This is a genomic window from Pseudomonas sp. TJI-51 (assembly GCF_000190455.2).
Lineage (GTDB): Bacteria > Pseudomonadota > Gammaproteobacteria > Pseudomonadales > Pseudomonadaceae > Aquipseudomonas > Aquipseudomonas juntendi.
The window spans coordinates 104,359-123,677 of record NZ_AEWE02000014.1 but is presented as its reverse complement, the minus strand read 5'-3'; the positions used below and the strand labels follow the sequence as shown (position 1 = coordinate 123,677).

Genomic DNA, 19,319 nt, shown 5'->3' with positions numbered 1-19,319 from the left:
TCAGCTGAAGGTATGGCGGCTCATTGGCAGGCTGCGTACGCGCTGGCCGGTCAGTTGCGCCACCGCGTTGGCCACTGCCGGCGCGACTGCGGGCAGTGGCGGTTCGCCAATGCCGCCCATTTTCGCCCCGCTTTCGACAATGCGCACATGTACCCGTGCCATGCGCGAAGGCGGCAGGATCGGGTACAGGTCGTAATTGCGCGCGCGCGGCTTGCCATCCACGTACACCGCTTCTTCCACCAGCGTCTGCGACAGGCCCAAGGCCACCGCACCATTGACCTGGTGCTCGATGATGGCCGGGTTGACGATACTGCCGGGGTCGATGGCCTGCCAGATATCGTGCACCTTGACCTGGCCGTTCTCCATCGACACTTCGGCGATGACGGCAGCGTGCGAGCCGAAGGGCGAGGCCATGGCCACGCCACGGGCCCGCTTGCTGCCATCTTCGGCGGTGAACGGCCCGCGCTTCCAGCCACCGGACAAGTCGGCGACCGCGTTCAGCAGGGTGGTCAGCCGGGGGTTGTCGCGCAGCAGGTGCAGGCGCAGTTCGAACGGGTCCTTGCCACCTTTGTCGGCCAGTTCGTCTAGAAACGACTCATAGAAGAAGTCGTTCAGCGAGTTGCCCACCGAGCGCCAGTAGCCGAGCATGGCCGGGCCTTTGACATAGACCTGGGCAATGCGTTTGTTGGCGATGGCATAGGCCTTGCCCGACAGCCCCTCAAGCGCGGTGGGGTCGACCTTGTCGCCCTGCTTGCCCGCCAGGGCCTCGGTCGGGCCTTCGGTGGCGCTGACCGCTTCGATGGCCACCGGCAGGCCGTCGGCATCGAGCCCAGCGCGGAACTTCACCACGGCGACCGGGCGCAGTACATCACGCAGAAACTCTTCTTCGCGGCTCCAGATCAGTTTGACTGGCCGGCCCACCGCCTTGGCCAGGGCAATGGCCTGCGGGTAGGGATTGGCCGATTCGTACAGGAAGTGGCGGCCGAAGAAGCCGCCCAACAGTGGCGAGTGCAGGTTGATCTGGCTGGTTTGCAGGCCGGTGCGTTGGGCGATGTCGTCGCGGAACATGTCCGGCGCCTGGTTGGGCAGCCAGACATCCAGCGTGCCATCGGCATTGAAGCGGGCAAGGGCCGACGGTGGCTCCAGCTGGGCATGGTTCAGGTACTGGTTGTGGTAGCTGGCCTCGACCCGGGTCTTGGCATTGGCCAAGGCACCCGCTACATCGCCTTCGTTTTCTTCATCGCGCGCCGGGCCATCGACCGTGGCCAGGTGCTCGCGCCAGCCGTCGCTGGAAAAATCAGCCGGCATCGCCCGCAGGGTGCTGTCGGCGGCTGGCTCTTGCCAATCGACTTGAAGGGCTTCGACGGCGCGCTTGGCGTGCCACCAGCGTTCAGCGACCACCGCTACCGCCCCTGGCAACTGATGCACCGAGTGCACGCCGTTCATGGCCTTGACCTGGCCTTCGTTACGCAGGCTGCCAACGGTCATGCCCAGGCGCGGCGCATGCTGTACGGCGGCGTGGAGCATGCCGTCCACCTTGATGTCGATGCAGTATTGGGCTTTGCCGGTGGATTTGTCGTAGGCATCCAGGCGCCGAACCGGCTTACCGATCCAGCGGAACTGGCCAGGGTCGCGCAGCTCGACGCTGGCCGGATCGGGTACCGGCAGGTCCATGGCCCGCCCGGCCAGTTCGCCGTAAGGCACCGAGCGGCCGCTCATGGTATGTACCACGTTACCCGGGGTGCTCGACAGTTCGGCCACCGGCACCCCCAGTTTTTCGGCGCCAGCCTGCAGCAACATGGCCCGGGCGAGGGCGCCCAGGCGGCGCATGGTGGGGTAGCTCATGCGTACCGACATGCTGCCGCCGGTAATCCGCATGCCGTTTTCCATCACCACATAGGCTTCGCCGGGTGGCGCGCTTTCGACCACGAAGTGCGCGGGGTCCACGTCCAGCTCTTCACCGACGATCTGGGCCATGGCGGTGAACGGGCCCTGGCCGCCTTCCATGAACGGGCTGAGCAGGCGCACCGTACCGTCTGGGCGAATTTCCAGAAACGCCGGCACTTGGGTGCCGCGTTCTGCTGTGGCCACGGCGGCGGCTTGCACCCGCGGCACGCCCACCGGCAGGCCGAAGCCCAGCACCAGTGCGCCCACGGCAGTGCCGGCGAGGAAGCGACGGCGTGACAGGTTGACCGTTTCGCCGTGCTGCAGGGCGAGCAGTTCGGCAGGGGTATCGACGGGTGTATTCATCAGGCCTGCTCCCCTTGGGCCAAGTCGTGCATGGCGGCATGGATGGCGTTGTAGGTGCCGCAGCGACACAGGTTGACCATGGCTGCGTCGATCTGCTCGGCGCTGGGTTTGGGCGTGTGCTTGAGCAGCGCGGTGGCCGCCATCACCTGGCCGGACTGGCAGTAGCCGCACTGAGCCACCTGGTGGTCGACCCACGCCGTGACCACCCGTTGGCCGACCGGGTCGGCTTCGATCGCTTCGATGGTGGTGACCTCGCGGCCGACCACGCCGGCCACCGGGGTGACGCAGGCACGGACCACGTTGCCGTCGACCAGTACCGAACACGCGCCGCACTGGGCCAGGCCGCAGCCATACTTGGTGCCGGTCAGCCCCAGGTCATCGCGGATCACCCACAAGAGGGGCGTGTCGGCGTCCGCCTCGACCTGGTAGGTCTTCTGGTTGATGCGTAGTTCCATGGTTCACCTGCCAGTCATCGGTTGTTGTCGCGGGGTCATGTCGGGTGGGGAATACATTGTTCCCCGGTGGGGAAACGCTAGCACAGGCCAGCGGCCCCCGGTTTGAACCGGGTGGCAGGTTCAGAGAATCAGGCAAGTAATCCGTTGAAATGCGCAACTGGGCAGCCAGGCAGGACGTGCGCGGTAAAAACCCGGATAATGCCGGCCAATTTCGTCTTGCACGCTTAAATCACGGTAATCCCGCATGGAAATCAAGGTTAACTTTCTCGACAATCTGCGCCTCGAAGCGAAGTTCGACGACTTCACGGTGATCGCCGACCAGCCGATCCGCTACAAAGGCGATGGTTCGGCCCCGGGCCCGTTCGACTACTTCCTGGCGTCTTCGGCCTTGTGTGCGGCTTACTTCGTCAAGCTTTACTGCCAGACCCGCGACATACCGACAGAAAACATCCGCTTGTCGCAGAACAACATTGTCGACCCGGAAAACCGCTACAACCAGATCTTCAAGATCCAGGTGGAACTGCCCGAGGACATTTCCGAAAAGGACCGCCAGGGTATCCTGCGTTCCATCGACCGCTGCACGGTGAAGAAAGTGGTGCAGACCGGGCCGGAGTTCGTCATCGAGGTAGTCGACAACCTCGACGCCGATGCGCAGGGCTTGCTGATGCCGGTGTCCGATACCAGCACCTGCATCCCCGGCAAGGACCTGCCGCTGGAGCAGACCATCGCCAACATGTCGGGCATTCTCGCCGGGCTGGGGATGAAGATCGAGATCGCCTCATGGCGCAATATCGTCCCCAATGTGTGGTCGCTGCATGTTCGCGACGCGCAGTCGCCCATGTGCTTCACCAACGGCAAGGGCGCTACCAAGGAGGCCGCACTGGCCTCGGCGCTGGGCGAGTTCATCGAACGGCTGAACTGCAATTTCTTCTACAACGACCAGTTCTGGGGCGAAGACCTGGCCAATGCCGCGTTCGTGCATTACCCCGACGAGCAGTGGTTCAAGCCCGGCCCGCGCGACGCGCTGCCGGCCGAGATTCTCGATGCGCATTGCCTGGAAATCTACAACCCCGATGGCGAGCTGCGCGGCTCTCACCTGTACGACACCAACTCCGGCAACACCGCGCGCGGGATCTGCTCGCTGCCGTTCGTGCGCCAGTCTGACCAGCAAGTGGTGTACTTCCCGTCCAACCTGATCGAAAACCTGTTCCTCAGCAACGGCATGAGCGCTGGCAACACCCTGGCCGAGGCGCAGGTGCAGTGCCTGTCGGAAATCTTCGAGCGGGCGGTGAAGCGTGAAATCCTCGAAGGCGAATTGTGCCTGCCGGATGTGCCGCACGAGGTCCTGGCCAAGTACCCGGCCATCCTCGCGGGTATCCAGGGCCTGGAAGCGCAGGGCTTCCCGGTATTGGTCAAGGATGCCTCGCTGGGGGGGGAGTTCCCGGTCATGTGCGTGACCCTGATGAACCCGCGCACCGGTGGCGTTTTCGCTTCGTTCGGTGCCCACCCAAGCCTGGAAGTGGCGCTGGAACGCAGCCTTACCGAACTGCTGCAGGGGCGCAGCTTCGAGGGCCTGAACGACCTGCCGCAACCGACCTTCGAAAGCCATGCGCTGACCGAACCGAACAACTTCGTCGAACACTTCATCGATTCCAGCGGGGTGGTGTCGTGGCGTTTCTTCAGCGCCAAGGCCGACTTCGAGTTCGTAGAGTGGGACTTCTCTGGCCACGGCGCAGACTCCAACCAGCAGGAGGCCGCCACGCTGTTCGGCATTCTGCAAGACATGGGCAAGGAAGTGTACATGGCGGTGTACGACAACCTGGGCGCCACAGCCTGCCGTATCCTGGTGCCGGGTTATTCCGAGATCTACCCGGTCGAAGACCTGATCTGGGACAACACCAACCGCGCCCTGGCGTTCCGTGCCGACATCCTCAACCTGCACAGCCTCGACAGCCGCTCGCTGAAACTGCTGCTCAAGCGCCTGGACAACTGCGATGTCGATGACTACACCACCATCACCACGCTGATCGGCGTGGAGTTCGACGAAAACACCGCCTGGGGCCAGCTGACCATTCTTGAACTCAAGCTGCTGATCTGCCTGGCCGTGCAACGTTTCGAGGAGGCCAAGGAACTGGTCGAGGCGTTCTTGCAGTTCAACGACAACACCGTCGAACGTGGTCTGTTCTACCAGGCGCTGAATGTGGTGCTGGAGGTGCAACTGGATGACGAACTGGAGCTGGGCGACTACGAAGCCAACTTCCGCCGCATGTTCGGCAATGCGCGCATGGACGCGGTTCTGGGCTCGGTTGACGGCAGTGTCCGCTTCCATGGCCTGACCCCGACCAGCATGAAGCTCGAAGGCCTCGACCGGCACCTGCGGTTGATCGAGAGCTACAAGAAGCTGCATGCGGCGCGGGCCCGCTTCGCCTGATAGCGGCTTTACACAGCGTTGAATGGCGCTGGCAAGGGATGCAGCAGGTCGGGCAAACCCGCCCCGGAACTGCTCAACGCCTTGCCAGCGATATAGCCAAAGGTCATGCCCGGCCCCAGGGTAATACCGCCGCTCGGGTAGTGCCCGCCCATCACGCTGTGCATATCATTGCCCACCGCATACAGCCCGGGAATAGGCTGCGCCTGCTCGTTCAGCACCCGGGCCGCCGCGTCTGTCGCCAGGCCGGCAAACGTGCCAAGGCTTCCGGGCAACAGCTTGACTGCGTAGAACGGCCCGTTCAGCAGGGGCCGTAGCGAGGGGTTGGGCCCGTGCAAGGGTTCCCCTTGGGCGCGGTTATAGGCTGACGCGCCGCGGCCGTAAACGGGGTCCAGGCCTTGGGCCGCATGCTGGTTGAACGCCGCCACCGTGCACTGCAACTGCGCCGCATCGATGCCACAGCGCTGCGCCAGTTGGGCCAGGCTGTCGCCCTTGTGCAAGTAGCCACAGCGTTGGTAGATGCGGGTGGGGAACGGAAAGGGTTTGGCCCAGCCAATGCCATAGCGCCGTTGCGCGGCATGGTCGCAGATCAGCCAGGCCTGCGCCGGCTCGCCCTGCGGCGTGGCGGCGAACAATGCATTCATGAAGTCGTGGTAGCAATCGGCCTCGTTGGCGAAGCGCCGGCCATCGCTGCGTACCGCAATGAAACCGGGTTTGGCGCGGTCGACCAGGTGTGGAAAGTGGCCATGACTGCCATCGCGGCGTGGCACCTGCGACACGGGTGCCCAAGCCCCGGCATGGGCACCGCAGCTATGTACCTGGCCACCGGCCTGTTCGCCCAGGCGCAGGCTGTCCCCAGTGTTTTCCCGGGGCGCGGCAGAATAATGCTGGTGACCCTGCGGCGCATGCGGCACCAGTTGCGCAATACGCTGACGATCATGCGGAAAGCCCCCGCAAGCCAGCACCACGCCACGGCGCGCATGAATCACCTGGCCGTCGGCAAACTGTGCGCCGCCGACCCGGCCTGAGCCCAGCAGGCGCGTGGCCGCTTTGCCGGTCAGCACGGTCACGCCCAGATCGAGCGCACTGCGCAGCAGGCGTGCCACCAGCGCGTTGCCATTGACCAGCTGCTGGCCGCGACGGTGCAGCAGCAGATCGCGGCCATGGCGCAGCAGCCGCCTGCCGACATGCATGGCCGCCTTGGGCGAGCGGGTGGCGTTGAAGAAGGCGGCCATGTCGGCGCCCCCGGCAATGCCCATGCCGGTCAGGCTGACGATGTCCAGCGGCGGGCGCAGCTTGCGCAGCCAAGGCCCCAGCCGGCGCCCGTCGTAGGGCAGTGCGCACAGCGAGCGGCCGCCGTGCGCACTGCCGTCACCTGCGTGCATGTCGGGCATGCGGCTGCCGCTTTGAAACTGCACGGCAGTGTGCCGCTGGAAAAACGCCACCATTTCCGGGCCGTGGTGCAGAAACGCCTGTTGGCGCGCATCCAGTTCACTGACATGGGTTTGCGCGCGCAGGTAGCGCTCCGGGGCGTCGCCCGTCTCGACGATGCCCTCGGCAACGGCCAGCGGGTTGCGGGGTATCCACAGCCAGCCGCCCGACCAGGCGCTGGTGCCACCCAGGTGGGTGGCCTTTTCGGCGATGATTACCTGCTGGCCATGGTGTGCCGCAGTCACGGCGGCCGCCAGGCCCGCGGCACCAGCGCCGATGACCAATACGTCGCATTGCAGAGGTTGCATAGCGTGGTTCCGTAAGGGCGGTGAGAAGGGGGGTGCAGGGTTTACTGCAAGGGCGAAAAACCGGTCGGCCGCATCAACCGTGAGTGCAGGCGCACGACTGCCCCCAGCTCCCGGTTGCGCCGCGAGAATTCCGCCCAGCGTGGGTCCGCCGCCATGGCCGCCCGGCGCGCCATGCGCTCGTCCAGGCTGCTATAGCCCCAGATATGCACCACCTGGTTGACGTCGCCGAACTCGCTGGTGAAAAAGCCCACCAGGTTGCCCAAATGTTCGCTTTGCACCTCCAGCGCGTGGCTCTGGTACAGCGCGAGCCAGTCGGCCATTTTCAGGGGGTCGAAGGTGTAGGTTCTCAGTTCGTAGTACATGCTGGGGTCTCCGTGGGGGTGGTGGGCGCCTGCAGGCGCGCAGCGATGTGGTTGGCAGCGAGCCAGCCGAACGTCAGGGCAGGGCCCAGGGTGATGCCGGGCCCGGGGTAGGTGCCTTTCATCAGTGAGTTCATGTCGTTGCCAACCGCGTACAACCCGGCGATGGGCTGACCGTTGCGGTTCAGTACATTGGCATCGGTGTTGGTGACCAGGCCGCAGGCCGAACCGAGGTCGCCGGTGTGGAGGCGGATGGCGTAGAACGGCGCGCGGGTGAGCGGCGCCAGGCAGGGGTTGGGTTGGTGCTGCGGGTCGCCCATGTAGCGGTTGTAGCTGTTGCCGCCTTTGCCGAACGCACGGTCGGTGCCCGTGGCGGCATCACGGTTGAACTGCTCGAGGGTGCGGGCAAGCCCCTCCGGGTCCACGCCGATGGCCTGGGCCAGGGCTTGCGCTGTGGTCGCCCGGTACAGGTAGCCGGCATCGACCAGCGCCTGATTGTTCACGGGGCTGGGCCGCGCCAGGCCCAGGCCATAGCGGTGCATCGCCTGGCCATCACAGACCAGCCAGCAACTGCTGATGCCTTTGGCGAACATGGTCTGCACGAAATGGTGGTACGAGTCGGATTCGTTGACGAAGCGCCGGCCGCTGGCGTATACCGCAATCACGCCCGGTTTGGCGCGGTCGGTCACCAGGTGCGGGAAACGTTCGCGGCGACCGTCGGCATGGCGCAGTTCGGAAACCGGTGCCCAGAAGAAGTTCGCCGCCAGGCCGTCGCCAACCGCGGCGGCCACTGCCTGGCCAAGGCGCAGTGCGGCACCGTCGTTGCTCGGCGGTGACATGCTCAGGTGCGCGCCCGCTTGCGCTGGGCGGTAGCTGGCGGCCAGCGCGCCAGCGGCGAACCCACCCATGGCGCACACCACGCCGCCACGGGCCATTACCCGTTCGCGGCGCCCGTCACGCTGTATCACCACGCCGGTGACCCTGCCGCACTCGGTGATCAGCTCCACGGCGGCGCTGTTCAACCACAGTTGCGTGCCATGGGCGAAGGCGCTGGTGGCGAGCCGGGCGACCAGTGCGTTGCCGGTCGTCAGCCGCGTGCCGCGCGGGTGCTGCAGCCTGTCCCGCCCATAGCGGGCCAACAGCTTCAGGCAGTGCCACAGTGACCGGGGCGAGCGGCGCATGCTGAGAAAGTGCTGGATGTCCACGCGGTTGACCATCATGCCGCCGAACAGCAGCATGCCCGGCGGTGGCATCTGCAGCGCTTTGAAATGTGCACCGAGTCGCCTGCCGTCGTATTCGACCATTTCCAGCGCGCGGCCAAACTCGGTGGCGCCGGGGGCGTGCGGGTAGTAATCCGGCGAGTGCGGGCGCACGGAATAGCGCAAGTCGGTGTGTTGCTCCAGCCAGCGCAGCGCCTGGTGACCTTGCTCGATGAAGGCGTCGGCCAAGGCTGCGTCGTAGCCGTTACCAATTACGTGTTTGAGGTAGGTGCGCATGGCCTCGGGGGAGTCTTCGGCCCCCGCCGCGCGCGCCTGGTCGGTGCCGTACAGCCACACGGCGCCGCCAGAAATGGCCGAAGTGCCACCGAAGTGCCCGGCCTTCTCCACCACCAGCACTTTCAGCCCACGGTAGGCGGCCGTAGCGGCGGTGGCAAAGCCGCCGGCGCCACTGCCCAGCACAACCAGGTCGTAGCTATGTGAAGCTGCTTCATGAGTCGCCATGGCTTCAGATCTCCAGCGGCGTCACGCCCATGAAGGCGCCCAAATGGCCGAGTTGGGCAAAGGCCATTTCCGGCCCTGTCTGGATCTTGCAGCCAACCTGCCGGGCGCGGTTGAGCAGCGGGGTGATCTCGGGCGCAGTGACCACGTCGGCTACCAGGGTTTCGGGCAGCAAGGTGGCCAGCAAGGCGGCGGACAATGGCAACTCGGCACGGCTGCCCATGCCTACCGGAGAGGCATTGGCCAGCAGGTCGAAGCCTTCGAGCCCATTGAACGCGGTGTGGACCGTGAGCCCGGGGAAGGCAGTGCCAAGCAGTTCGCACAGTGCGCCCAGGCGCTCGCTGCTGGGGTCGCTGAGGGTAATACTGGCGATGCCGGCCTCGCCCAAGGCATAGGCGATGGCGCTGCCGACACCACCACAGCCAATCACCAATGCACGCTTGCCCGCAGGCAGGAAGCCGTGCTTGCGCGCAGCCCCGAGAAAGCCGGCGCCGTCAACGTTGTCACCCAGCAAACGGCCGTCACGCTCGCGGCGCACCACATTGACCGAGCCCAGGGCCGCAGCGCGTTCGCTCAGGGAATCCAGGCGCTTGGCCAAGGCCTGCTTGTACGGCACGGTGACCACGCAACCGCGCAGGTTTTGCCAACCGCGCAGGGCACCGACAAAGCTGTCCAGCGCTGCCTCGTGCAAGTCGATGGGCAGCATGGCGACATCGCGGTGGTGGTTGGCGAACCAGGTGTTGAAGTTTTCCGGGGACTTCACCTGGGCGATGGGGGCACCGACGATGGCGACCAGTTCAGTGGAACCACGAATCATGCTGACCTCATTATTGGCGTTGTTGTGGCGCCAAGGTTGAGGTAGTCAAACGCAGACAACAATGCGCTTGGCGGCGAGTTGATGCGATAATCGCAGCCATGCTCCGGTTATCGCATTGATCGGCCCGATTAGCTTCCAGCACTGAGGTAAGGCATGCCCACCCCCGTCATTCATCCCCGCGACCTGATCGCCGGCCTGCAAAAGGGCCTGGCCCTGATGCAGGTGTTCAGTGCCGAGCAGCCGCGCCTCAGTGTGCCGCAAGCCGCCCGCCTGTCAGGCCTCACCCCCAGCGCTGCGCGGCGTTTTTTGTTGACCTTGGTGCATGAGGGCTTCGCCCAGACCGACAGCCGTGAGTACTGGCTTACGCCCAAGGCCTTGCGCCTTGGGCAGGCCTATGTGGACTCGGCGCAATTGCCGCGCATGCTGCGGCCAATCATCGAGCAGGTGGCGCGGCAGACCCAGGAGCATGTGTCGGTTGGCACCCGCGATGGGGACGAAATCATCCACCTGGTGCGCAGCCGCTACAGCCATGTGGCGTCGTTATCGATCCGGCCGGGTTCGCGGGTGCCGATGTATTGCACGGCCGGGGGGCGGGTGTGGCTGGCCTGGCTAGGGGAGGGCGCGCAGGCTGAATACTTTGCGCGCAACGCGTTGCAGGCGTTGACGCCGTATACGCAGACTGACCCTGTGCTGCTGCAGGCCGAGCTGCAGCGGGTGAGGGCGCAAGGGTTCTGCATTGTCGACCAGGAATATGAAATCGGCATGCGCGTGCTGGGTGTGCCGTTGCTGGACCGCGCCGGCCAGTTGCAGGCGACGCTGACCATTACCACCCATGCCTCACGCTTGAGCATGGATGAAATCCGCTTGCGCTATCTACCGGCATTGTACGAGGCCCAGGCATTGTTGCGGCCGGTGCTGGGTTGAGCCCAGCACCGCAGGCCGCCGGGTCTACAGGGCGTCGGCCATGACTTGGTCTTCGCCCAGGAAGCCGCCACTCTGGTGCTGCCACAGCCGGGCGTAAGTCCCTTGCTTGGCCAGCAGTTCGGCATGGGTGCCTTGCTCAATGATGCGGCCCTCATCCATCACGATCAGCCGGTCCATGGCCGCGATCGTCGACAAGCGGTGGGCAATGGCGATGACCGTCTTGCCCTGCATCATTTCATCCAGGCTCTCCTGAATCGCCACTTCCACTTCCGAGTCCAGCGCACTGGTGGCTTCGTCCAGCAGCAGGATCGGCGCGTTCTTCAACATCACCCGGGCAATGGCAATGCGCTGGCGCTGCCCCCCAGACAGCTTGATGCCGCGCTCGCCCACCAACGTGTCGTAACCACTGTTGCCCTGGCGGTCGCTGAGCTGGTCGATGAACCCATCGGCCTGGGCATTGGCGGCGGCGGCGCGGATCTGCGCGTCGGTCGCATCCGGGCGGCCATAGGCAATGTTGTCGCGAATCGAGCGGTGCAGCAGTGAGGTGTCCTGGGTGACCATGCCGATCGCACTGCGCAGGCTGTCCTGGGTGACCTTGGCAATGTTCTGCCCGTCGATGCGGATTTCACCTTGGTCCACGTCATAGAAGCGCAGCAACAGGTTGATCAAGGTGGACTTACCGGCACCCGAGCGCCCCACCAGGCCGACTTTCTCGCCGGGGCGTATGTGCAGGGTCAAGTCGTTGAGCACCTGGCGCTCGCCGTTGTAGTTGAAACTGACCTGGTCAAAACTGACCGCGCCACCTTTGCTCACCAGCGTGGTCGCATCCGCTGCATCCTGCACCTTGGGGCCGCGGGTCAGGGTGCCCATGCCGTCCTGTACGGTACCGATGTTCTCGAACAGCGAAGTGATCTCCCACATGATCCAGTGCGACATGCCGTTGATCCGCAGGGCCATGGCAGTGATCGCGGCTACCGCACCGGCGCCGACCTGGCCCTGGTGCCACAGCCACAGTGCATAACCGCCGGCGCCCATGATCAAGGCCACGACCAGCGCCTGGTTGACGATTTCGAACAGGCTGACCAGGCGCATCTGGCGAAAGCCGGTCTGCTTGAAATCCTCCATGGCGGCACGCGCGAAATGCGCTTCACGGTTTGAATGTGAGAACAGTTTCACCGTGGTGATGTTGGTGTAGGCGTCGGAAACCCGCCCGGTCATCGACGAGCGGGCGTTGGCCTGTTCCTGCCCGACCTTGCCCAGGCGGGGGACGAAATAGAGCATGGCCAGGCCGAACAACAGCACCCAGGCAATGAAGGGCAGCATCAGTTTCAGGGCAAAACCACCGGCCAGGGCGATGATCGCGATGAAGTACACGCCGATCCCGGGCAGGATCTCGATAAGGGTGAACAACACGTCGCGTACTGCCAGTGCTGTCTGCATCACCTTGGTGGTGACCCGGCCAGAAAATTCGTCGGAGAAGAACGACAAGCTCTGGCGCAGCATCAGCCGATGGAAGTCCCAGCGCAACCGTAGCGGCAAATTGATTGCCAGCACTTGGTGCTGAACCATGGTGCGCAAGGCCACCAGCCCGACGCTGACCACCAGCACGATACCGATGCCCCACAGCACGCGGCTTTCCTCGGGGCTTACGGTGCTGCCCGCCTGCCAGGCGGCCAGCAGGTCCACTACCTGACCAAGGAAGGCGAACAGCCAGGCCTCATAGACCGATACCCCGGCACTGAGCAATGCCAGCATCAGGATGTAACCACGGGCGCCGCGCGTACAGGCCCACATGAAGCGCAACAGCCCCATGGGCGGCGGCGGCACCTCGTCGGGCGGGAAGGGGTCGAGCCTGCGCTCAAAAATACGAAGCATGCTTGTCTCCGGGCATCTGCTTTGGCCTAACCGCTAACCATACAGCACTGGGCGCAATCCGCCTGCCAATAGACACCTGCGGCGCACATTCGATCAAGCCGGCGGGCTTGACAGGTGTCTGCTTACCCTACCATTATCCAGCCATCTCCACGCAACGGGCTTGCCGGCATGTCCATGACCAACCACGCCATCTTCGCTTCGGGCTTCAATGCCCAGGCTGGTGCGTGCGTTGCCGTTGCCAAGAAATCCAAGAAACAGCCGCTCATCTGACCGAGGCGCGCTGTCTCGTCAGGTGGGCTGACGAGACAGAAGGCGCCAGGCAACCCCGCCCCGACTCCCTCCACTCTTCGCCCTGCTGACGCTGACTTTCGGTCAACATCAGGAGTTTTTGCATGTCGAATTTCCGTGGTATCTGGATCGCCCTCGTCACGCCCATGCGCGCGAATGAAATCGACTTCGCCGGGCTGGAAAAGCTGGTGAAGCATTTGCTCGAAGAGGGCGTGGCCGGTTTTGTGGTGTGCGGTACTACGGGTGAGGCTGCGGCGCTGTCCAAGGCCGAGCAACTGGCGGTGCTGGATGCCGTGCTGGGCTGGGTGGAGCCGGGCAGGGTGGTGATGGGGTTGTCGGGTTACAACCTGGATGAACTGCTGGCCTTCCAGGCGCAGGTCCAGCAGCGGCCGCTGGGCGGGCTGCTGGTTCCCGCACCGTGCTATATCCGCCCTTCGCAAGCGGGTATCGAAGCCTTCTTCCACACCGTCGCCGATGCAGCCCGCGTGCCGGTGATCGTCTACGACATACCTTACCGTACCGGCGTACGCATCGAGCAGGAAACCCTGCGGCGTATCGTGCGCCACCCGCGCATTGCTGCGGTCAAGGACTGCAGTGGCGACCTGGAAACCACCCTGGCGCTGATCCAGGACGGTAACGCCCAGGTGCTGGCCGGTGAAGACCTGCAGATCTTCAACAACCTGTGCCTGGGGGGCGCGGGGGCCATTTCGGCTTCGGCGCATGTGCGTGCGGATCTTTACGTGCGCATGCTGCGCCAGGTGGACGCAGGTGACTGGGCGGCCGCGCGCGGCACTTTCTACCAACTGCTGCCATGGCTGAAAATGGCCTTTGCCGAGCCCAACCCGGCTGTGGTCAAGGCGGCATTGATGTTGCAGAACCTGATTGGCGATGAGGTGCGCGCCCCTATGCAGGCGTGCACGGCGGCGACCCGGGGCAAGCTGCAAGAGGTGCTGGCCGCACTCGGCGCCTGAGCCAGGGTATCTTCACGGGGGCACGGGGAGTAGCATCGGCCCCATGCGCCTTCACAGCGTCCAGGTTTTCGACCTGGAGGCAGTGCCAGAAGGCATCACGCCCCCTCGACCCGGTAGCCTTGCCACAGCCATGCCAGACGGTTTCCCAGCGTTGCCCTCGCTTAACGCGCTACGTGTTTTTGAAGTGGTCGCCCGCCACCTGAACTTTCGGCTGGCGGCCGAGGAGCTGGGCGTGACCCAGGCCGCTGTTGCGCAACAGGTACGCGGGCTGGAAGCGAGCCTTGGCCTGCGCCTGTTCGAGCGCCTGCCCCGCGGCCTGGCGCTGACCGATGCGGGCCTGGGCTACAGCGCCAGCATCCGCAACGCCCTGGCCATGATCGATGAGGCCACGCGCCTGCTCCGGCCACAGGCTGCCCACTTGACGGTCAGCGTGACCCCGACCTTTGCCTCGAAATGGCTGATACCCCGGCTCGGCGCGTTTGCCGAGCGCCACCCAGACATCGATTTGCGGGTGTTGGCGACCGATCGGTTGTCGCACTTCGGCACTGACAGCGTGGATGTTGCCGTGCGCTATGGCAACCCGGACGTCGGCGCGGGGCTGAACAGTGAACGGTTGATGGAGCAGCGTATTGTCGCTGTAGCCAGCCCGGCCCTGTTCAAGGGTGCCCACGCGCCCACTAGCTTCGCGCAATTGCAAGCGTTCGTCATGCTGCACGACGCCCACGATTTCTGGCCCAGGTTCCTGGCCGAATTGTTCCCCCAGCACGGTCAACCCAGCGCCCGGAATCTGCGCTTCAACCAGACCTCGCTGGCTATCGACGCCGCCCTCAGCGGGCAGGGCATTGCCTTGGCCAGCCTGGCCTTTGTCAACGAGGACATCGCCGCTGGCAGGCTGAGCCAGGTGTTCGACCATGAATTGCGGCTCGACAAGTCGTTCTACCTGGTATGGCCACGCAAGCTGCAGCAACCCAAGGCGCTTGGTACCGTGCTGCAATGGCTCAAGGACCAGGCCGGCCCTCGCTGAGCCGGTTCGGCTAGTGGGCGTACTTCCTTGCCCCGGCCACACACATCACCGCCCCCAGCGTGACCACCAGCATCATCCAGCTGACGTGTTCGTGCAGCAACAAGGCTGCCAGGCCAAGCCCCATGAAGGGTTGCAGCAGTTGCAGTTGGCCCACGGCCGCAATGCCACCCTGCACCAGCCCCCGGTACCAGAACACGAAGCCGATCAGCATGCTGAACAGGGACACGTAGCCAAAGCTGAACCATGCAGGGGCGCCTGCCCTGGCCAACACATCCGCGGTTGGCAGGTTGGCGATGGTCAGCAGCAGCATCAGCGGCAGCGCCACGATCAAGGCCCAACTGATCACCTGCCAGCCCCCCAGCCTTCTGGAGAGGCGCGCGCCCTCGGCATAACCCAACCCGCAAACCAGCACCGCCGCCAACATCAGCAGGTCACCGCTTGCCGACGCTTCGGCGCCATTGAGCAATGCGTAGCCTGCGACCAGCCCGGCACCTGCAAACGAGAACAGCCAGAACAACGGCCGCGGCCGCTCCCCGCCACGCAGTACGGCAAACCCGGCGGTGCACAGGGGTAAAAGCCCCACGAATACGATGGAATGGGCAGAACTGATGTGCTGCAGGGCCAATGCCGTCAGTAGCGGAAACCCGATCACCACGCCCAGTGCGGTCACGGCCAACGGCAGCAAGTCAGCGCGTTGCGGGCGAGGCTGCCTCAGCAAGATCAGTACAAGCGCACCCAGCAGGCCGGCGATGGACGCCCTGGCACAGGTCAGGAAGGTGGGGTCGAAAGCCGCCACAGCCACCCGTGTTGCCGGTAAAGAGCCGGCAAAGATGGCGACGCCGATAAACCCGTTGATCCACCCGCTTGTTGCTTTTTCCATGGCCATACCCTTCGTTCATTCAGGCCCCAGTACAGCACCGACGGCACGAGGAAGGCCATGTACAATCCAGTACAGTTGAACCGAACTGTTATGCCTATGAAACCAGTACAGTCGAGGGTGGGATGAGCCGGAACGGAACGCGGATTGATGCGGTGATGGGCGAAATAAAATCGCGGATAGCCTCGCGAACCTATACCCCTGGTGCCAGAATCCCCTCGGTGCGGGCCATGGCGCGGGCCCTGCAGGTGTCGGTGTCTACCGTGCTGGAAGCCTATGAACGGTTGATGGCCGAGGGGCTGCTCAATTCCCGCCCGGGCTCCGGCTTTTACGTCGCCGGGCCGGTCGCGCCATTGGTGCTGACCGAACTGGCGCCCAGGCTCGACCGGGAAGTGGACCCGTTGTGGATCTCGCGCCAGTCCTTGGAAACTGCCAGCGACGCGATGAAACCGGGGTGTGGCTGGCTGCCTGCCGCCTGGATGTACGAGGCGGGCATGCGCAAAGCGTTGCGCACCCTGGCGCGTTCCGACACCGTGAAGCTGACCGACTACGCCTCACCGCTTGGGCATCCGCCGCTCAGGCAGTTCTTGTCGCGGCGTTTGGCGGGGACCGGGATCGAAGCCCCGGCAGACCACATCATGCTCACCGAGTCCGGCACCCATGCCATTGACCTGATTTGCCGCTTTCTGCTGCAGCCGGGTGACACGGTGCTGGTCGACGACCCGTGCTATTTCAATTTCCACGCCCTGCTCAAGGCGCACAGGGTGAACATCGTCAGTGTGCCCTACACGCCGGCAGGCCCGGACATCGAGGCGTTCGGTGCTGCCTTGCGTGAGCATGCGCCACGGTTGTACATCACCAATGCCGGCATTCACAACCCGACCGGCGCCAGCCTGTCGCCGGTCACGGCACACCGGCTGCTGAAGTTGGCCGACAGCTCCAGCCTGGTGATCGTGGAGGACGAGATTTTCGCGGATTTCGAGGCCACACCGGCGCCTCGCCTGGCGGCCTTCGACGGGCTTTCGCGGGTCATCCAGATCGGCAGCTTTTCCAAGACCATCTCCGCCTCCATTCGCTGCGGCTACATTGCTGCGCGTGGTGAATGGATCGAGAGCCTGGTCGATCTTAAGATTGCCACCACCTTCGGCGGTGGCCGCCTTGGTGCAGACATCATTTACCAGGCCATTACCCACAGTGGCTACCGCAAACACATGGAGGGTGTTCGCCAGCGCCTGGCCCAGGCAATGACCACAACGGTCGCCAGGCTGCGCGCCCTGGGCATCGAGCCTTGGATAACGCCCCAGGCAGGCATGTACGTGTGGTGCCAGTTACCCCACGGTAAAGATGCCGCCACGCTGGCCAAGGCCTGCTTGAGCGAAGGCGTGGTGCTGGCCCCTGGCAATGCATTCAGCCAAGCCGGTACTGCCGGTGATTTCCTGCGTTTCAACGTGGCCCAATGTGCAGATGACAGAATCTGGGAAGTGTTGGCGCGGGCGTTGCGCGGTTGAGAGGTCTAGGGCCCGGCGCCATCCCCGTTGCCCGGCCGGGCGGTGACCCGTAAGGTTCAGTGGCATCTGCTTCAGCAGGTGGCAATGCCAGGTTCATGCTGTGGCGTTCGGTTTTTGGATTATCGTTTGGCGCAATCGCCAGTCATGGATCAAACGAATATGAGCGATACCCTCCAGGCCGACCGTAGCCACTGGGCTGTTTTCCTGATTTTTTTGCGATTGGGCCTGACTTCGTTTGGCGGCCCCGTCGCACACTTGGCTTATTTCCGGGATGAATTCGTTGTGCGTCGACAATGGCTAAGCGAGCGCAGTTATGCGGATTTGGTCGCCCTTTGCCAGTTTCTGCCCGGGCCTGCAAGCAGTCAGGTCGGCATCGCGCTTGGGCTGAGCCGCTTGGGCTATGGCGGTGCACTGGTTGCCTGGATGGGCTTCACCCTACCGTCGGCGATTGCCTTGATCCTCTTCGCTCAGGGCCTGGCCAGCTATGGCGATGCGGTGCCCACCGGCGTGTTGCATGGTTTGAAGGTGGTGGCGGTGGCGGTAGTCGCACAGGCGGTATGGGGTATGGCGCGTAATGCGTGCACCGATGCACCGCGTATGGCCATCATGGCGGCAGCCACTTGTTTCGTGCTGCTGCTGCCGTCCGCTTTAGGGCAAGTGGGCGTCATTGGCGTTGCCGCACTCATCGGTCTATTGCTGTTCAAGCCCCAGCCAGGGGCATGCCATGATTCACTGCCCATCAGCATTCGCCGTCGCGCAGGCTTATGCTGGCTCGCCTTGTTCTTGACCTTGCTGCTGGGCCTGCCGCTCCTGGCAACGTTGTTCCCCGGTCAGATGCTGTCGATGCTGGACGCTTTCTACCGTTCCGGCTCGCTGGTCTTCGGTGGCGGGCATGTGGTGCTACCGCTATTGGAGGCGCAAGTCGTGCCATCTGGGTGGGTCGACAAAGACGCATTCCTGGCTGGCTATGGCGTGGCTCAAGCCGTCCCAGGGCCGCTTTTCACCTTCGCAGCCTACCTTGGCGCCTCGATGAACCAGGCGCCCAGCGGCTGGGTGGGCGGCCTGATCTGCCTGGTGGCGATTTTCGCGCCTGCGTTCCTGCTCGTTGTGGGTGTCTTGCCGTTCTGGCAGCGGCTGTTGCGCAACAGCGGCACCCAAGCGGCACTGCTGGGCATCAATGCGGCAGTGGTAGGGCTATTGCTTGCCGCCTTGTATCAGCCCGTATGGATGAGCGCGATTCGCGCCCCACATGACGTTGGCCTGGCCCTTGTGGCGCTGGTTGCCTTGATGTTCTGGAAATTGCCGCCGTGGCTGGTTGTACTCGGCAGCGGTGGCTTGGGCTGGCTGTTGGATATCGCCCTGACAGGCTGATTGCTGATGTCTGCAATCGCGGGGGGATTGCCCGGAGCGTTGCGTCACTGCCCCGCTGCCCTGAAAACATAAATCACCGAAAGGTGCTTGATCGGAGAGAACGATCGTTCTACATTGGCCCCATGAGCAGACCAACGATAGATCACAAAGACCAGATCTTGGCCACCGCCGAGAAACTCATCTACGAAAACGGGATTCATGCCACGGGCATGGATTTACTGGTGAAAACTTCAGGCGTGTCGAGAAAGGGCATCTATAACCACTTCGCTACCAAAGATGATATTGCCGCTGCGGCCTTGGGTGCCCGCGACGTACGCTGGATGCAGTGGTTCAGGACTGAATGCGATAAAGCAGCCACGCCATACGCTCGCATACTGAACATGTTCACTGTGTTGAAAGGCTGGTTCGAGTCGGATGGTTTTCGCGGTTGTGCATTCATCAACACGGCAGGCGAGGTCGGGGACCCTGAAGACCCCATCCGCCAGATCGCCAAGTTGCACAAGCAGAAACTCCTGGACTACACGCTTGAACTGGCTGAGCAATTGAATGTTCGGCAACCGTTGGTCGTGGCCAGGCAGTTGTTTGTCCTGATCGAGGGCGCGATCACCACGGCGCGTGTCATGGGAGATTATCACGCTGCTGATGATGCCATGGAAGTTGCGCAACTTTTGCTCAAAGAGTTTGCGCCCTGACGTTTGAATGCCTGAAGTTGTAA

The 19,319-nt window shown here is 63.9% G+C and carries 15 protein-coding genes; 7 read left to right on the top strand and 8 right to left on the bottom strand.

Annotated features, from left to right (window positions below):
• Positions 1 to 2,250 carry a molybdopterin cofactor-binding domain-containing protein gene (locus G1E_RS03935; protein ID WP_009686562.1) on the bottom strand — a complete coding sequence of 750 codons (2,250 nt, stop codon included), beginning with the start codon at positions 2,248 to 2,250 and terminating at the stop codon, positions 1 to 3.
• Positions 2,250 to 2,705, bottom strand: a complete 456-nt coding sequence (locus tag G1E_RS03930; protein WP_009686563.1) for a (2Fe-2S)-binding protein — start codon at positions 2,703 to 2,705, stop codon at positions 2,250 to 2,252. Before G1E_RS03930 ends, G1E_RS03935 begins: the two co-directional genes overlap by 1 nt.
• A 244-nt stretch (positions 2,706 to 2,949) precedes the next feature.
• Between G1E_RS03930 and G1E_RS03925 the strand changes: the two genes are divergently transcribed.
• Positions 2,950 to 5,136, top strand: coding sequence for an OsmC domain/YcaO domain-containing protein (locus tag G1E_RS03925; RefSeq protein ID WP_009686564.1), 2,187 nt, complete (start codon positions 2,950 to 2,952; stop codon positions 5,134 to 5,136).
• An 8-nt stretch (positions 5,137 to 5,144) separates the two neighbouring features.
• Here G1E_RS03925 and G1E_RS03920 read toward each other — a convergent pair whose 3' ends face one another.
• From G1E_RS03920 to G1E_RS03905, 4 genes are read right to left on the bottom strand one after another with little or no spacing between them, the layout of a single operon-like run.
• Complete coding sequence (locus G1E_RS03920; RefSeq protein ID WP_047149644.1) at positions 5,145 to 6,872, bottom strand: FAD-dependent oxidoreductase; 1,728 nt, start codon at positions 6,870 to 6,872, stop codon at positions 5,145 to 5,147.
• A gap of 41 nt (positions 6,873 to 6,913) precedes the next feature.
• On the bottom strand, positions 6,914 to 7,234 hold the full coding sequence (locus tag G1E_RS03915) for an NIPSNAP family protein (RefSeq protein ID WP_009686567.1): 321 nt from the start codon (positions 7,232 to 7,234) through the stop codon (positions 6,914 to 6,916).
• Positions 7,219 to 8,952 carry an FAD-dependent oxidoreductase gene (locus G1E_RS03910; protein WP_009686568.1) on the bottom strand — a complete coding sequence of 578 codons (1,734 nt, stop codon included), beginning with the start codon at positions 8,950 to 8,952 and terminating at the stop codon, positions 7,219 to 7,221. The genes G1E_RS03915 and G1E_RS03910 overlap by 16 nt, the downstream gene beginning before the upstream one ends.
• Positions 8,953 to 8,956: 4 nt before the next feature.
• Positions 8,957 to 9,766 carry a shikimate dehydrogenase gene (locus G1E_RS03905; protein ID WP_009686569.1) on the bottom strand — a complete coding sequence of 270 codons (810 nt, stop codon included), beginning with the start codon at positions 9,764 to 9,766 and terminating at the stop codon, positions 8,957 to 8,959.
• A 153-nt stretch (positions 9,767 to 9,919) separates the two neighbouring features.
• Between G1E_RS03905 and G1E_RS03900 the strand changes: the two genes are divergently transcribed.
• Positions 9,920 to 10,690 carry an IclR family transcriptional regulator C-terminal domain-containing protein gene (locus G1E_RS03900; RefSeq protein ID WP_009686570.1) on the top strand — a complete coding sequence of 257 codons (771 nt, stop codon included), beginning with the start codon at positions 9,920 to 9,922 and terminating at the stop codon, positions 10,688 to 10,690.
• Between the two features lie 24 nt (positions 10,691 to 10,714).
• Here the strand turns inward: G1E_RS03900 and G1E_RS03895 are convergent, their stop codons facing one another.
• The gene (locus tag G1E_RS03895) at positions 10,715 to 12,565 is read right to left on the bottom strand and encodes an ABC transporter ATP-binding protein (protein WP_009686571.1); all 1,851 of its coding nucleotides are present in this window, start codon (positions 12,563 to 12,565) and stop codon (positions 10,715 to 10,717) included.
• A gap of 392 nt (positions 12,566 to 12,957) precedes the next feature.
• Here G1E_RS03895 and dapA point away from each other — a divergent pair, with 392 nt between their 5' ends.
• Positions 12,958 to 13,824, top strand: coding sequence for a 4-hydroxy-tetrahydrodipicolinate synthase (gene dapA, locus G1E_RS03890; RefSeq protein WP_009686573.1), 867 nt, complete (start codon positions 12,958 to 12,960; stop codon positions 13,822 to 13,824).
• A 130-nt stretch (positions 13,825 to 13,954) separates the two neighbouring features.
• Positions 13,955 to 14,848, top strand: coding sequence for a LysR substrate-binding domain-containing protein (locus tag G1E_RS03885; RefSeq protein ID WP_047149667.1), 894 nt, complete (start codon positions 13,955 to 13,957; stop codon positions 14,846 to 14,848).
• Positions 14,849 to 14,858: 10 nt separating this feature from the next.
• Here the strand turns inward: G1E_RS03885 and G1E_RS03880 are convergent, their stop codons facing one another.
• Positions 14,859 to 15,728 (bottom strand): DMT family transporter, encoded by an 870-nt coding sequence (locus G1E_RS03880; RefSeq protein ID WP_033691171.1) that lies wholly within the window; start codon positions 15,726 to 15,728, stop codon positions 14,859 to 14,861.
• 122 nt (positions 15,729 to 15,850) lie between these two features.
• Here G1E_RS03880 and G1E_RS03875 point away from each other — a divergent pair, with 122 nt between their 5' ends.
• The 3 genes from G1E_RS03875 to G1E_RS03865 all read left to right on the top strand — a co-directional run bounded on the left by G1E_RS03875 (position 15,851) and on the right by G1E_RS03865 (position 19,296).
• The gene (locus G1E_RS03875) at positions 15,851 to 17,233 is read left to right on the top strand and encodes a PLP-dependent aminotransferase family protein (RefSeq protein ID WP_033691166.1); all 1,383 of its coding nucleotides are present in this window, start codon (positions 15,851 to 15,853) and stop codon (positions 17,231 to 17,233) included.
• A gap of 159 nt (positions 17,234 to 17,392) precedes the next feature.
• A complete protein-coding gene (chrA, locus tag G1E_RS03870; protein ID WP_009686577.1) occupies positions 17,393 to 18,604 on the top strand; it encodes a chromate efflux transporter in 1,212 nt (403 codons plus the stop codon).
• A gap of 122 nt (positions 18,605 to 18,726) precedes the next feature.
• Positions 18,727 to 19,296: a TetR/AcrR family transcriptional regulator gene (locus G1E_RS03865; RefSeq protein WP_009686578.1), complete on the top strand. Its 570-nt coding sequence runs from the start codon at positions 18,727 to 18,729 to the stop codon at positions 19,294 to 19,296.
• Positions 19,297 to 19,319: the final 23 nt, after the last annotated feature.